The organism is Vibrio sp. L3-7 (assembly GCF_963898195.1).
Taxonomy (GTDB): Bacteria; Pseudomonadota; Gammaproteobacteria; order Enterobacterales; family Vibrionaceae; genus Vibrio; species Vibrio echinoideorum.
The window spans coordinates 99,856-113,512 of the sequence record NZ_CAWQUW010000003.1 but is presented as its reverse complement, the minus strand read 5'-3'; the positions used below and the strand labels follow the sequence as shown (position 1 = coordinate 113,512).

Below are 13,657 nucleotides of genomic sequence, written 5' to 3'. Positions count from 1 at the left end.
CAAATTATAAGAATGGCCACAGGCCGCTATCAAACAGTATTCGGAGTAACAAAATGAAAAAGATTCTACTAGCTTCACTTATCGGCCTTGCTTCTTTCAACGCAGCGGCACAAGAAGAAATCAAATTCGCAATGGAAGCAACTTACGCACCATTCGAATACATGGACGAGAACAATCAAATCCAAGGTTTTGACGTAGACCTAGCAAACGCACTTTGTGAAGAATTGAAAGCAACGTGTACTTTCCACAACCAAGCATTCGATAGCTTAATTCCTGCTCTTAAATTCAAACGTTACGATGCGGCTATCTCGGCAATGGACATCACTGAAGCGCGTCTTCAACAAGTGAACTTCTCTGATGCTTATTACGATAACTCAGCAGCATTCATCTCTTTCGAAGGTAAAGTAGCAGGCCAAGCAGCACTTGAAGGTAAGCGTGTTGGTGTTCAAAACGGTTCTACTCACCAGAGCTTCCTACTGGAGCAAATGACGGGCGTAACAGCGGTACCTTACTCAAGCTACCAAGATGCATTCATCGACATGAAAAACGGTCGTATCGATTCTGTATTCGGTGACACAGCCGTTGTAGCGGAATGGTTCAAGAAAGAAGACAACCTAACGTACGTTGGCGACCAAGTAACGAACCAAGAATACTTCGGTAACGGCTTTGGTATTGCAGTAAACAAGAGCAACCCAGAGCTAGTTGCACAGCTGAACACAGCACTTGCAGCAGTGAAAGCGAACGGCGAATACGACAAGATCTTCAACAAGTACTTCGGTAAATAATATGCAGTTAACGGGTTACTCTTTAGGGCTCGTCGAAGCAAGCTGGATGACAGTTCAGCTTGCGTTCGTAAGTCTATTGGTTGGATTAGTTTTAGCGGTACTGTTTGCTGGCGGTGAAATGTCTCGCCGTATTGCAATCAAATGGCCGACAACCGCGTTCGTGACTATCGTACGTGGCCTACCAGAAATCTTGGTGGTTTTGTTTATCTACTTTGGTTCAACACAAGTGCTCTTCATGATCACTGGTGACTTTATTGAAGTTAGCCCGTTCTTATCTGGTGTTGTTGCGTTGTCACTTATCTTCGCTTCTTACGCTTCACAAACCATTCGTGGTGCATTGAAAGCAGTAAGTAAAGGGCAGAGAGAAGCGGCGAGTGCATTGGGTATTCCTCAATCTCGCGCATTCTTTGGAATTGTATTACCACAAGCAGTAAGGCACGCATTACCAGGTTTAACCAACCAATGGTTAGTCTTATTGAAAGACACCGCGTTAGTATCCTTGATCGGCGTGACCGATCTATTGAAACAAGCACAATTAACATCAGCAGCTACGCACGAAGCATTCACTTGGTACGCGACAGCAGCAGCTATCTACTTAATCATCACTTTAATTACGCAAAGATTGGTGAAAGTGATTGATGGCAAGTTCTCTATTCAAGGTTTGGGTAACAAAGGGGCAATGGCATGAATCAACAATACCTCTCTCAAATGCTTGAAGGCTTAGCGACCAGCCTTCAACTGACAGGCGCTTCTTTGCTTGTAGGTTGTATCTTGTCACTACTGATGACAGTAACACTGATCCTAAGATTACCAGTAATACATTGGTTCACTCGTGGCCTTATTACGCTGTTCACCGGCACACCATTATTGGTGCAAATCTTCTTGGTGTATTACGGCCCGGGTCAGTTCGATTGGATTCGTGAAAGCTTCCTATGGACATGGTTAAGTCAACCTTGGTTCTGTGCGATGTTGGCATTAGCTTTGAACACCGCAGCGTACAGTACGTTACTGTTCAGAGGTGCATTCAACGCCATTCCAGCAGGGCAGTGGGAAGCATGTCGCGCACTAGGCATGGACAAAATCGCAACGCTTAAAGTGTTGCTGCCATACGCACTACGCCGCGCCGTTCCAGCTTACTCAAATGAAGTAATTCTAGTCTTCAAAGGCACGTCACTGGCAAGCACCATCACCATCATGGATTTGATGGGCTACGCTCAGCGTATCAACGGCCAAACCTACGACACACTCACCGTGTTCGGTATTGCTGGTGCATTTTACTTAGCAGTAAACGGCGTACTAACGCTGATCTTCCGCCAAGTAGAGAAGAAAGCCCTAGCATTCGAAGCCGCGTAAGCTAGCTACTCACAACCTTAACTAACGTTAAAAGCCTGCCATTTATGTTCGCATAGATGGCAGGCTTTTTTGTGTTTGGGGTACGCGTACGACTACTGTGTTTATATCCAGTTTGGCGGTTTTCTTGCGAAATTCATACTATATGGAAATATTCTGAACTTTATCATTCAATGAGTCTATCTATGTTTTAAGTCACTGAAATTCTGTGATTAATTGTGGTAGAGTTCTGACCATATGAAACTAGATAGAATGATTCTGTATTTAAGTGCAGAATTTTTCTGTCTAATAGCTGTTATATTTCTCCGAGGTACTATGAGCTGCATTGAACAGTTAGCAGAAGAAGATAAAATTAATCTTTTTTCATCGATTTTTTCTGAAAATTATTTTTTATGGATCGGTTCTGGGTTTTCTTACAATTTTGGTTTCGGCAGTTGGGAAGACGTTTTAATCAAAATAAGCGAGACAATAGAATATCCATTAAAGTTAGACGTTAAGAATCCTCTCAAGGCAGCAGAGCTGTTATGTTCATTTGCTATTCACCACCTAAAATATGACGAATATAAATTCAATTCTCTAGTTGCTGATGTTTTACTAGAATTAAAGAAGGATGATGTTAAACCTGATTGGATTAGAAGATTTAGAGCATTTTCTCCTAAAACAATTGTAACGACAAATTGGGATGATCAATTAGAAACCATATTTGATAACTTAGTGAATGTAGTTGTCAGGAAAGGTAAATCGCCTCAAGTATCAAATAAAGGTCGAAATATCTTTAAGATACATGGTGATGTAGGGCGTCCTGAAAGTATTGTTGTGACTCAAAGTCAATATTTCTCATTTCAAAGAGAAGACACGTACTTAAATAGAAAAATTTATACTTTATTTTCTGAAGCGTCCCCGATATTTCTTGGTTATAGCCTGACGGATCCTAATGTTAGCTTTTTATATGATGAGGTTTATGCACATTTAGGAGAAGAAAAGCCACCTGCGTATATGGTTGTACACCCAAGCGTTGAAGATAGCGTATTAGAAGAATCAAAGCTTCTATTTCAAGATAAAAATATACATATAATTAAAGCTGAGATAGGGGAGTTCTTAGAAGACTTATCAACGGAATATAGAAAATACAAGAAGTCTTCAAAACGCTTTTTTGTTGAACATGAGAATATCGAAAGTAGACTAAGACAGATTGTAACTCTCATCATTGATAAAAAGAAAATAACTAATGAAAAAATATTAGAAATATTCAGTAATCAGGATTCGAGGCGCCAAGCAGTTAGTGCCTTTGTTGAATTGATGTCCAAACAATTTCTTTATACTGAGTTTGGTGGAGAGCTACTTGCTCCAGAAAATAGAATGTCATACCGTGAAATAAATCAGTTGATTCAGACAATTATATGTATGACTAATGACTGTGGTTATCCTGATTTTGAGACTAAAGAAAAGTTTCATAAGTCTGTAATGACGCTATGCGCAGAATCAGATGGTGTTTGGGATTTCTATTCGGCAAGAAAGCCATTTATGAATATTTTAAGAGTTTCTCCGGGAGTCGAGAGTGATGTTTTTGAGGATAGAATTGATCATATAGTAAATGTATTAAGGTGGTCTGGACCTAATCAACTTGGTAAGTGTTGGGCTACATGGAATGAGTTTAGAGATAAAATAAATTGGTTTTCTGAGAGTGATATAGACGAAATAATTGCAGAATTAGGAACAAGTGGAAGGTTTTCTTTTAGAGAGTCTGATATTCAATGGGTTGAAAAACTCAAAGACAGTAAGCATTGTAGTGAAATACAAATAAAACGAATTAATGATTTGATCGAAATATAACAAGTCAATTTAAACGGAACTAAAACAGTTGGTTAGGTTCCGCTTCGCTACACATTATAACCAACAATTTTAGTCCGCTTAATTGGGCGTTATGTTTAATCGTTGAAGGTGACAATTTGAATATAGTCGATACTCTTTTACTTGCTCTAATTACTGGTGTTGCTGGATTTTTTGGTGCTTATGTAAACGTAAGAGCAAAAAATATAGCGACAAAAACTGATTTTGATAATCTAAAAGACCAATTAAGTCAAAATACAACTGTAGTTGAGAGTGTTAAGAATGAGTTTTCAGATAAATCTTGGGTCTCACAACAGGTATGGGTTAAAAAACAAGAAGCATATGAAGATATTTTGCAAAAACTTTTACATATCCAAAAATATGTTAATCATCAATTAGATGATTATCAAGACTACGAATATGTAAACTATCTTTATCACATTTCAATAGAGGAAGAATTTGATCCTGAAGAAGTTGATAAAGCAACGAAATATTACGAAGAATGTAATAAAAGATTACAACTTAATAAAGATAATAAGATTGATGAAAAGTTACGGACTAGTTCAATAAATGCCATTAATCATATTTTCGATTTAATTTTCTCTAAATCAATATATTTAGATCCTGAAGTTGAAAAAGTTATTTCAGGACTGCAATTTGTTGTTTTTTATGACTCTAATGAAGTTGACGATGAAGCTAGTCATTATAGAACTGTGCGTAAGGCAATGACGGAAGCTTTGAAAAAAGTACAGGAAATTGCGCGTCAGGAGTTGAAAATAAACATAACAAGCGCTTTAAACGGAACAAAAACAGTTGGTTAGGTTCCGCTTCGCTCCACATTATAACCAACTATGTTTGTCCGCTTAAGCGGGCGCTGACGGATCCCCTCATAATTTCCCTAGTCCTGCGTTGTGTGTGAGCCTTTGATATTCGAACATTCCCCATTTATATTGGGATTCATTAATTTGATATCGCCGATGATTTCGAACCTCTCTCCCTAGACGAGGTATGGAGAGAACTCGGCGGTGTTTAATGCTGTTGGCTTGGAAGTCAAAATGCCATTTGGCCTGTACTGCAATGAGGCCATTCCACCACATCAAGATTTCAGCGAGCAACGCAATAAGAAGCAGGATATCCAATCGCCTAGTACAACGAGTTCTGTTGTGACGAAGTGCGATTCCATAGGCGGTACTCTTTAGATCGCGGAAGGCCTCTTCTATCTGCATACGCTTGGCGTACAGATTGGTAATTTGTACTTCATTTAAGATATGTCTAGGGACATTCGTCGCGAGTAGCCACGGCTCCTTCGCACTGCGCTGGTAGAGATGTGTAGCGGAGTGTTTTTGGCTGGTTCTACTATGGCGCTGGGCTTTTCGGCCTTTTTCTAATCCCTTATAAACATAGGCTTCACAAGATATCGGTGATCTCTTTGCTAGTAAGCAGTGGCCAAGATATTTGGGTTTCTGGACAGCGGTTGGATAAAAGGTTTTATTTGAGACCCAAGGTTTATGAGGTTGTTTGATTGATACTTCACCTCGGACACGACCTAACCAAAACCAGCCTTTCTCTTGAACTTGTCGGAACCAAGTATTTCGAAAACCCGCATCAGAAACGATGATTGGACTGGTTTTACTGGGTAAAATACTCTGCAATTTATCGAGGAATGTTTGGTGACTTTTCGGTGAATTATATTGGCCATACTCAAAAACTTGTTCAAAGATTGTGATGGCTCGACCATCAAGTGCAACGGATGCTCTTAACGTCATATAACGAAGTTGTTCACGAACATCAGACCAATCCACAAGGATCACAGGGCATGAGTTGGCGCCCGTTATTAAGTAGGCATGCCATTTATAAATTAGGTCTTTTTCACGATGTAGTTGGCGATTTCCAAGCAGTCTATCAACGCGTTTGATCGCATGTTTTACCGTGGTATTAGTTTCCAGTTTGCGACCTAGTTTAGTCAGCGTTAAGTCTGAGCCGTCAAGTACACTTTTTGTAGCAAGTATCAGAGAACTAACGCGTTTTTTGTGAATGGAGGGGCATTGGTTTTGTATGGTTTGTTGTAGAATCTGAATGTCGCGCATTGTTAATCCACTTGTTCGAAATGTGTGTTCAGCGATATTCATTAGATCAAAGACGGCGATGCGCGTCTACCTCATTGTTTTTACGCCTGATTATGAGGGGATTCGTAAGAAGCGGGCGTTAGCCGTAATCGGAACAATGGAGAGATAATGAAATATTACTATGCTTATCATGGTCCCAAGAACACAGGGAGTTTTGACTCAACCTCGGGATATGGACTAACAAGTGAAACTAAGCGAAACAAGGTCTCCGTAGGTTCAGAGTTCTTTGTTATTCAAAAGCCAATCGGGCATGATCATTTCCGCTTATGTGGTATTTTTAAAGTCATCTCGCATTATGATGACTTAGAAAACGAGTTTCCATATCGTTTTGAGTTGGAAAATATTTCCAAATTAATCGATTTTCCAATTCTTGACGAAGATGTTTTGAGTGAAATCCTTCCGCAAAAAATAGGAGGGAATATAGGCTGGAGCAATTTTAAAAAACACTTTTGTTCTCAGGGAATAACTTTTCGTGAACCATTGCAATCAGAGGTCTCTGAAATACTCTTATCTGAGCTTGGTTCGGGTAGGGAGTTATATGAAGAGGTAGTATCGTCTTTTGTAAAAAACGTAGAAAAATCTCTGAAATCTAGTTCTGAAGAGCGCAAAAAACGTCTTAATACAGCAAAGTCAAAGCCGCAAAAGAGATATGTAACAACAGCTGTTTATGATAGAAACCCCGACGTAGTTGCTGAAGTTTTGTATAGAGCTGGTAAGCACTGTGAGGAGTGTAGAAATATCGCACCGTTCCGAAGAAAAAAGGACGACACGTATTATTTAGAAGTGCATCACAAAGTGCCCTTGGCTAAGGGGGGCGATGATACTGTTGATAATGCTATAGCTCTCTGTCCAAATTGTCACAGAGAAGCACATTACGGCTAACAATCTGTTTAAGAGTGATTCCCCACGCTTGGCATTTTTGGTTTGGGTTTAGTTTAGTGTTTACGGCGTCCAAATTGAGTGTTGTGGTAGCGTGGCTCACACCTTAATTGGGCTACATGGACTCCCTCTTTTGTCAACAATAGCTCCCGCTGACAACAGTGGATCGGACAGCAGCTCTACATTCGGTGTTTAATCGGAATCGTTCCGTCACCTTGATGATATTCGCTTGATGCCAGCCTCATTCGTTAAACAGTATTTATTACTTCCCAATTAAACAGGTTTAGGCATCTCGGCCTGGTCGTATTGTCATCATTTGCTATTGCTTTGACTCGGTGAGTGTTAACCGTTTACATAGTTAATCTTGTACTCTTTTCCTGTTGTTAATAATGCCCATATTATACGAGCGTTTTTTGCTGCTAGGGCGACAGCTGCTCGTTTATAACCTCGGCGTTCAACGAGTTGATTTAACCAAATACTGTTGCGATCGGTTTTCTCTTTACATCGTGCAATAACGGCTCTTGCGCCATGAATAAGTAGAGTGCGAATGTGTTTTTCGCCTCTTTTGCTGATGCGACCAAGATGAACATGACCACCTGTTGAGTATTGTCTTGGAACCAACCCTATCCAAGCGGAAAATTGGCGGCTAGAGCCAAATTGTTTGGCGTCATTGACGGTCGCGACAATGGCACTGTGTTCATCGACACCTGGAATATCCATATCCATCAGGGCTTTGGCTGAAGCCATCTCAGGGACTAAAGCAGAGACTCTGCGATCATAGTGCAGTATTTCTAGGTTAAGGTATTAAATCTTGTTCGATAGATCTTGAAGCAGTTCTCTAGCTCAGAGGTGTGCACCAGAGCAAGTCTCGATGCCAATGAGGCAGGGAGGTAACTTAGCGAATGTGTCTAAGATTTTGTTTCTTTTAACAGTTTTGCGTAGGATGCACTTGCCATATGCATCAACGATGTGAATACTAAATGCATTCTTGGCGAGGTCACGCCAATAGTTTGAATGGTGGATATAGTAACTTCTAGTTCTTAAGCGTGTACTAAATAAGTATGCCACACAGAGTGTCAGATAGAAGGAGTCCATATCATTCGTTATATTTTTTATCGAGAATTATATGAAAAAATTATTGTTATCAACTATTGGTTTAGTAATGGTCGCTGGTTGCCAGTCTACACCGGTTCAGAACGAAGAAACGACAATAGCTGATGTGTTAAAAGCTTCAGTTAACGCAATTAACAAAATTGCACCACAAATGGTTGATAGTGAGACCCGAATTGATAGTTCGTATGCACTTGAAAATAAGTTGGTGTATAAATACACCTTGATAAATTACAGCGTGGATGATTTCGATACTGAAAAAGTCCAAGAAATAATTACTAAGCAAGTAACCGGTTTTGTTTGTACTTCGCCAGGGATGGAATATTTTGTAGATAATGCTATCGATATTTCTTACCGTTACTACGATAAAGATAGTAAATACATCACGGAAGCTAATGTAGAAACGGCTGACTGTTCAAAAATCTAACAAGTCACTCAAAAACGGAAAGATTACAGTTAGCTCTCGCTTGTGCCTCGCACATTTTAGCCAACCGTATTTTTTCGCTTAGCTTAGCGTTATAAATGAGGCGGTGTAATGGTTATTAAAGCGTTCAAAGCACAGTATCGATTACCGATGAAATATCAAAAAATCACGTCTTATGTTGGCTTTTTTGGTGTAATTTGGGCATCTTCATCTGTATTAAATCAAGCATGCTGTTAACAGGTTGGTTTGGCGTTGATCTTAATTTACCGTTAAGCCAATTAGATGGTTCAGAGTATGGTGTTTATCAATTTCTAGGTTCACAGATCTTAGTGCTAGTATTGTCGGTGTATGCTGGTGTTGTATGTGTCGCGAGTGTTTTTTCGTTAGTAATGTGCCTTTTAGGCAAGTTTAGTTTACGTGAAGCAATTAGTTATACGTTGTTCTCTAAATTTCCTAAGGCATGGATGAATCCATACTCAAATTTATAACAAACCATTTAAGTAGATTCGCAACGCTTGGTATTTAAGGTTTAAATCGGCTTTAGGGATTACGGCACAATTAAGCACCACATAAGTGTGGCAGATCCTCCCCGGTAGGGCGAATCCATGTCATTCGTTATGTGTAATCTATAGTTCAGGGAAAGAATGAAGGTACTTATAGCAGGAGCCAATGGGTATATTGGTAGCCACGTGACTAAGATGTTTGTCGAAAGTGGTTTTGAAGTTTCGATCTACAGCAGGACTAGCGGTGTTTTACCTCCTGCTCGCAAGCTTACGAAAGTGCCATCAGATTTTTCTGGTTACTTTGATATCGTTATAAATTGTGCTCGCCCACATTGGTCAGAATTTTCGCCGGAGGAAATAGCGGATATAGAGTCCAAGCTACTAACGCAGTTGGATAGATTAGCTGCTGAAGGAGCGACAAAAATCCACACATCGGGTGTTTGGCTATTTGGTAATGCTTCTCACAATGACCTCAAAGAGTTTAGGCTTAAGCCTCTAGAGGCGGTAAAACCGGACACAGTTACAATCGGTTGCGCTATCAAAAAGAAGTGGCATGTTGTTTACTGTCCTAGTTTGGTTTATGGCGGAGAAAACTGTCAGCTAAAGCGAATCGTAGATTCCTTATCTGACCAAACTCTTCAAGTAGCGATACCATCTCAAGGTTATAACCAATATATCCATGTTAATGACATCGCTAGATTTTATTTGGCATTGGTTCAAGGTAAACATCCGGCTATACAGCACTTTATTGCTGAGACGGTGGGATATAGTCCTGAATTGTTCTCCCAGTTGTTACTAGACTTTCAAATTGTAAAGCATGTTTACAAGAGCAGTTGGAGTGACTTTGAGAAATACCATGGCTCTTCGGCAGTGGAAATTGAAAAGCTGAATCTTAAACTTCCAATTAGCTCTTTGTTTGAACCGAAAGAGTTCTTAAGGAAGTACATAGAAAATTACACATAACAAGCGTTTAGGGCTGATTCCCAACACTTGGCATTTTCAGTTCAAGTCGGGTTTGTGTTTACGGTGTAATGGTTTAGGTTTGGTGGTCTTCGTTGATCATTACTTAACTCGACGTTATATTTTTCATCAATTTAGGAGCTATTTCAATGTCATATTCTGAGGCTAGTTGTCTTTGTGGTGTGGTAAAAATCAAGGCTGAAAACATCAATCCTAAGTTTACGGTTTGCCATTGTCAGTCATGTCGAACTTGGGGAGGTGCTCCATTTTTTGCTGTGAAATGTGGTACTCAAGTGAAAATAGAAGGGGTTGATAAAGTAAAAATGTACAAGTCTTCCTCTTGGGCTTCTCGTGGTTTTTGTTCTGAGTGTGGCACCCATTTGTTCTATAAATTCAAAGAAACAGGCGAGTACAATATGCCAGTTGGTTTGTTTCCAGATTTAGAAGGGTTGGAAATGGACATACAGTATTTTAGTGACATGCGCCCAAGCTATTATTGCTTTGCGAATGAAACTAAGGAAATGACTACCGAAGAAATCATGACTTACTTTGCGGATAAGGTGTAATCAGATATATACAAGCATTTAACCTGATTTACAACGCGTGGCAGTTTTATTTCTAATAGGTTTCAGTGATTAAGGCGCAATGCAGAGCCTCTGTATTACGTTGCTCATACCTAAACATAGCTTTGCTTTCTACGAGGAAGTTAACATGAAACAACGAATATTCAAGAATTTGCAGTTGGCGTTAGGTATTGGTTTTGGTGTTGCTATTCATCAGTACTTTTTTATGACAGATGGTGCGTTTGATTTCTATAGACCGATTGTGGCGGTCGTTTTTACGTTTGTAGTGAGTAGTATGGGTTCAGTTCTGAAAGAAAAAATTACGCGTAAGAAGGAGGTTACATGAGAATAGTTGAAGCAACACGGTCAGATTTAGAATCTTTCTTCGAATATATAGGATCTCAACTTATTGAGAATGCTGATGATAACTCACCACTTTTCCAACCTATCTCTAAAGAGAATTGTCTAGTGTCAGAACAATTTAAAGACAGGTTTCGAAATGGTTATCGGCGGTGCTAATTACGTCTCTAGTTTTTGTTTGAGGTCGGATTCCGTTTTTGATTCGCTATAAACAAAGAAACGCCATCTAGGGTTATCGAGTTTACTCTCTGTTTTTATACATCAGCTCTTATGTTACTTATATCAACCGGCTACTTGTTATGGCAGCATTATAAGCTCGTCTTACGAACTTCAATCTGATTGGACCGATAGTTTGAGTCTGTTAATGATGTGGCCAGCATTACCAATATATTTACTCACAAGCGTGATAGGTTTTTGGGGATAACAAAAGAAACTGTCGCGATATGCGAACTGAATTTAACGTAAAGAAGGGATGATATGGTTGTACTTAGAGTGATGCGCGAAGAAGAATATCCGGCTTATTGTCAGTATTTTATTGATGATTACAGTCAGGAGATAGCGAAGAACTATGGGCATTCTTTAGACGTCGCCATCGAATTAGCGAAAAAGGACTTGATCCGTTGTTTCCCCAATGGGCTTCAAGGTAATGAACATTCGTTATTGTGCATTGATGCAGAAATGGATGGTGAGGTTAAGTTAGTGGGTTATCTCTGGCACTCAATAAATGTTGGTGATAAATCCACTTTTATATACGACTTCTTTGTTTCGAGTGAGTGTCGAGGTTTAGGCTACGGCACTCAGTCAATTTCTGCTTTGGAAGCTCAACTAAAAGCTATTGGTATCAATCAAATAAAACTTAGGGTTGCTTATCACAATCAACGCGCGCTGAAGTTATATAAAGATGTTGGCTTTGAGGTTACAGGTTTCAACATGTCAAAAAAAATCGGTGGATAGCCTCTACATCACAATCAACTTAAACATACTGACTACGCTTATCATTTCTAACTTGGTTTAGCTTCTTGGATTTTGGTGGTAAGTTTGATTTTGGCGATAAGTTTGAGTGCGTTGGTAACGTTGTTCGTTATCTGATAGTGCGTTTATTCTGTTTATAATTCTGGTGGTTTATGAAAATTAGAACAATGTGTTCAGCTGATCTATCAGCCTTGTATGATATTTATATTGAGAAGGAAGTAGTTAACAACAACCGCTACTCACCCGATATAAAACGCGAAAAATTCGACTTAATGTTCAATGATAGCCAGCACAATTTCGTGGCTGTTGAAACGGGTGGAGAAGTGTTTGGGCACTTGGGTATCATCACGACTGAAAAACCAAGACTCAAGCATTCGGCGTCTTTTGGTATTGTTGTCGCCAAAGCGTCGCGAGGCAAAGGCGTTGGTCGTTTCTTAATGGAGTACTTGTTATCTTATTGTGAGAATGAACTCGATTTAGCTCGTCTTGAATTAGAAGTTCACGCTAACAACAAAGCGGCACTGGCGTTGTACAAATCATTCGGTTTTGAAATCGAAGGTACAAAGCGTAAAGCTGTGCTCGTCGAAGATGAATTAATAGATATAGTTATGATGTCGAGAGTTTGAGCTTGAACCCAATAAGTTTAATAAGCTGCAGGAGTGTTTGAAAATGTTCATTTTTAATTCCAGTAAACCGATAATCAATGGCGCTGCGTTATGCTCCGAATTGGCTGCATTTTTAGCTGAAAACAAAAGTGATTTCGAACGTAAGCTCATCCCAGATTTATCCCACATAGATCATATGGCTCACAACCCAAATGGTATTGTAATCAAAAATGTTTCCTACAATAGCGGTGAACAGTACCAGCTTGATTATTCGTTCGACTGGGAAGTTTTTCGTGGTTGTTCTGATATGAATGAAGAGGGCGTTGAGCGCGGAAGTGTTTTGTTCACTCTTAACGTGAATGGTGTCCTGGAAATTGTTTTTCCTGCGCACCAAGAACGCGATACTCATGATGAGTTTTAGCCTTTCTGTAGAATAGACACTTAATGCGTGGCGCTTTCATTATATTTTACCCAACTTCAGATAACGTTATATGAACAAGGACAGTTTATGAGTCAACAAGAAATCTTTATAGGGTTTATTGCTTATGGGCTTATCAGTAGCGTTATTGGATTTTTTACATTTTTTGTCATCAAAAACGCTAAGTTCAAACAAGCGTTGTGGACTTTCCAGACTGTTACTTTTGGTGTTTTCTTAATCGGCTATATCTATTTATCGGGCGGTGGAGGAGCAAAATTGTTGGTCTGGGTTCCATTGGTTACTTTAGTCTCAATTTACAATATCCACTCTGTAAAGTTTTGTAGCTCATGTGGAAAAACTAACACAAGAAAAAGCGGATTCGCGGCCATAAAGTCATGTGGCGATTGTGGTAATACTTTATAGTGAAGCATCGACATAACAAGACGTTAGTGTCATCTTGAGTTTCAGCTTAAAAAGGAAGTGGTATGAATTTAGATAAAGCGAAGAAACGTATTGCTAAACAGGTTAAGAAAGGCGACAACGGCTACCCTAAAATTACGTTAGCGTACTTTGGCCCAACAAAAGAGGTTGCAACTCAAGTAGCCGTCCAATTTGTAATGGGCGAGGGAGACAGTGTTCAAGAAGAGCGTTTTTCTTGTGAAACTGAAATTAGAGACAATGAGCTAATTCAAACAACCTTACTCAAGGTAATCGAACGCGCGAATGTTAACTCAGTGATTGAAGTTGAAGGTGTAGCGGTTCTTTAGTTTGC

Annotated in this window: 16 protein-coding genes and 2 pseudogenes; 16 read left to right on the top strand and 2 right to left on the bottom strand. The window is 39.5% G+C overall.

Annotation, left to right across the window (positions count from 1 at the left end; all coding sequences use genetic code 11):
• The first annotated feature begins 53 nt into the window (after positions 1-53).
• The 5 genes from AACW75_RS03920 (at position 54) to AACW75_RS03900 (ending at position 4,786) form a co-directional block, all read left to right on the top strand.
• On the top strand, positions 54-785 hold the full coding sequence (locus AACW75_RS03920) for a lysine/arginine/ornithine ABC transporter substrate-binding protein (RefSeq protein WP_135458387.1): 732 nt from the start codon (positions 54-56) through the stop codon (positions 783-785).
• Position 786: 1 nt separating this feature from the next.
• Complete coding sequence (gene artQ, locus AACW75_RS03915) at positions 787-1,473, top strand: arginine ABC transporter permease ArtQ (protein ID WP_135458385.1); 687 nt, start codon at positions 787-789, stop codon at positions 1,471-1,473.
• A complete protein-coding gene (gene artM / locus AACW75_RS03910) occupies positions 1,470-2,138 on the top strand; it encodes an arginine ABC transporter permease ArtM (RefSeq protein ID WP_017074936.1) in 669 nt (222 codons plus the stop codon). The genes artQ and artM overlap by 4 nt, the downstream gene beginning before the upstream one ends.
• A 234-nt stretch (positions 2,139-2,372) precedes the next feature.
• Complete coding sequence (locus tag AACW75_RS03905; protein ID WP_237297603.1) at positions 2,373-3,968, top strand: SIR2 family NAD-dependent protein deacylase; 1,596 nt, start codon at positions 2,373-2,375, stop codon at positions 3,966-3,968.
• Between the two features lie 116 nt (positions 3,969-4,084).
• Positions 4,085-4,786 (top strand): hypothetical protein, encoded by a 702-nt coding sequence (locus tag AACW75_RS03900; RefSeq protein WP_237297602.1) that lies wholly within the window; start codon positions 4,085-4,087, stop codon positions 4,784-4,786.
• 66 nt (positions 4,787-4,852) lie between these two features.
• Here AACW75_RS03900 and AACW75_RS03895 read toward each other — a convergent pair whose 3' ends face one another.
• Positions 4,853-6,052, bottom strand: a complete 1,200-nt coding sequence (locus AACW75_RS03895; RefSeq protein ID WP_145568366.1) for an IS4 family transposase — start codon at positions 6,050-6,052, stop codon at positions 4,853-4,855.
• Between the two features lie 147 nt (positions 6,053-6,199).
• On the opposite strand from AACW75_RS03895, the gene AACW75_RS03890 reads away from it, so the two are divergent.
• The gene (locus AACW75_RS03890; protein ID WP_145568367.1) at positions 6,200-6,973 is read left to right on the top strand and encodes an HNH endonuclease; all 774 of its coding nucleotides are present in this window, start codon (positions 6,200-6,202) and stop codon (positions 6,971-6,973) included.
• 339 nt (positions 6,974-7,312) lie between these two features.
• Here AACW75_RS03890 and AACW75_RS03885 read toward each other — a convergent pair.
• Positions 7,313-7,813: pseudogene (locus tag AACW75_RS03885) on the bottom strand (IS110 family transposase); the annotation flags it as partial.
• 283 nt (positions 7,814-8,096) lie between these two features.
• Between AACW75_RS03885 and AACW75_RS03880 the strand changes: the two are divergent.
• From AACW75_RS03880 to AACW75_RS03835, 10 genes and pseudogenes are all read left to right on the top strand, one after another.
• A complete protein-coding gene (locus AACW75_RS03880; protein ID WP_145568369.1) occupies positions 8,097-8,507 on the top strand; it encodes a hypothetical protein in 411 nt (136 codons plus the stop codon).
• A gap of 108 nt (positions 8,508-8,615) precedes the next feature.
• Positions 8,616-8,992, top strand: a pseudogene (locus tag AACW75_RS03875) (hypothetical protein).
• 156 nt (positions 8,993-9,148) lie between these two features.
• Positions 9,149-9,970: an NAD-dependent epimerase/dehydratase family protein gene (locus AACW75_RS03870; RefSeq protein ID WP_029225050.1), complete on the top strand. Its 822-nt coding sequence runs from the start codon at positions 9,149-9,151 to the stop codon at positions 9,968-9,970.
• 146 nt (positions 9,971-10,116) lie between these two features.
• Positions 10,117-10,533: a GFA family protein gene (locus tag AACW75_RS03865; protein ID WP_017074923.1), complete on the top strand. Its 417-nt coding sequence runs from the start codon at positions 10,117-10,119 to the stop codon at positions 10,531-10,533.
• Between the two features lie 145 nt (positions 10,534-10,678).
• Positions 10,679-10,876: a hypothetical protein gene (locus tag AACW75_RS03860; RefSeq protein ID WP_145568371.1), complete on the top strand. Its 198-nt coding sequence runs from the start codon at positions 10,679-10,681 to the stop codon at positions 10,874-10,876.
• 491 nt (positions 10,877-11,367) lie between these two features.
• Positions 11,368-11,844 (top strand): GNAT family N-acetyltransferase, encoded by a 477-nt coding sequence (locus AACW75_RS03855; protein ID WP_145568373.1) that lies wholly within the window; start codon positions 11,368-11,370, stop codon positions 11,842-11,844.
• A gap of 170 nt (positions 11,845-12,014) precedes the next feature.
• On the top strand, positions 12,015-12,488 hold the full coding sequence (locus tag AACW75_RS03850; RefSeq protein ID WP_237297600.1) for a GNAT family N-acetyltransferase: 474 nt from the start codon (positions 12,015-12,017) through the stop codon (positions 12,486-12,488).
• A gap of 43 nt (positions 12,489-12,531) precedes the next feature.
• Entirely contained in the window at positions 12,532-12,888 is a 357-nt protein-coding gene (locus tag AACW75_RS03845) for a hypothetical protein (protein ID WP_145568375.1), read from the top strand.
• Positions 12,889-12,975: 87 nt separating this feature from the next.
• The gene (locus tag AACW75_RS03840) at positions 12,976-13,308 is read left to right on the top strand and encodes a hypothetical protein (protein WP_145568377.1); all 333 of its coding nucleotides are present in this window, start codon (positions 12,976-12,978) and stop codon (positions 13,306-13,308) included.
• Positions 13,309-13,370: 62 nt separating this feature from the next.
• Positions 13,371-13,652 carry a hypothetical protein gene (locus AACW75_RS03835; RefSeq protein WP_145564249.1) on the top strand — a complete coding sequence of 94 codons (282 nt, stop codon included), beginning with the start codon at positions 13,371-13,373 and terminating at the stop codon, positions 13,650-13,652.
• Positions 13,653-13,657: the final 5 nt, after the last annotated feature.

Excerpts from the sequence above, each read along its gene's own strand:
- AACW75_RS03920 (WP_135458387.1), top strand. The coding sequence starts at position 54 with ATGAAAAAGATTCTACTAGCTTCACTTATCGGCCTTGCTTCTTTCAAC.
- artQ (WP_135458385.1), top strand. The coding sequence starts at position 787 with ATGCAGTTAACGGGTTACTCTTTAGGGCTCGTCGAAGCAAGCTGGATG.
- artM (WP_017074936.1), top strand. The coding sequence starts at position 1,470 with ATGAATCAACAATACCTCTCTCAAATGCTTGAAGGCTTAGCGACCAGC.
- AACW75_RS03905 (WP_237297603.1), top strand. The coding sequence starts at position 2,373 with ATGAAACTAGATAGAATGATTCTGTATTTAAGTGCAGAATTTTTCTGT.
- AACW75_RS03895 (WP_145568366.1), bottom strand. The coding sequence starts at position 6,052 with ATGCGCGACATTCAGATTCTACAACAAACCATACAAAACCAATGCCCC.
- AACW75_RS03890 (WP_145568367.1), top strand. The coding sequence starts at position 6,200 with ATGAAATATTACTATGCTTATCATGGTCCCAAGAACACAGGGAGTTTT.
- AACW75_RS03880 (WP_145568369.1), top strand. The coding sequence starts at position 8,097 with ATGAAAAAATTATTGTTATCAACTATTGGTTTAGTAATGGTCGCTGGT.
- AACW75_RS03870 (WP_029225050.1), top strand. The coding sequence starts at position 9,149 with ATGAAGGTACTTATAGCAGGAGCCAATGGGTATATTGGTAGCCACGTG.
- AACW75_RS03865 (WP_017074923.1), top strand. The coding sequence starts at position 10,117 with ATGTCATATTCTGAGGCTAGTTGTCTTTGTGGTGTGGTAAAAATCAAG.
- AACW75_RS03860 (WP_145568371.1), top strand. The coding sequence starts at position 10,679 with ATGAAACAACGAATATTCAAGAATTTGCAGTTGGCGTTAGGTATTGGT.
- AACW75_RS03855 (WP_145568373.1), top strand. The coding sequence starts at position 11,368 with ATGGTTGTACTTAGAGTGATGCGCGAAGAAGAATATCCGGCTTATTGT.
- AACW75_RS03850 (WP_237297600.1), top strand. The coding sequence starts at position 12,015 with ATGAAAATTAGAACAATGTGTTCAGCTGATCTATCAGCCTTGTATGAT.
- AACW75_RS03845 (WP_145568375.1), top strand. The coding sequence starts at position 12,532 with ATGTTCATTTTTAATTCCAGTAAACCGATAATCAATGGCGCTGCGTTA.
- AACW75_RS03840 (WP_145568377.1), top strand. The coding sequence starts at position 12,976 with ATGAGTCAACAAGAAATCTTTATAGGGTTTATTGCTTATGGGCTTATC.
- AACW75_RS03835 (WP_145564249.1), top strand. The coding sequence starts at position 13,371 with ATGAATTTAGATAAAGCGAAGAAACGTATTGCTAAACAGGTTAAGAAA.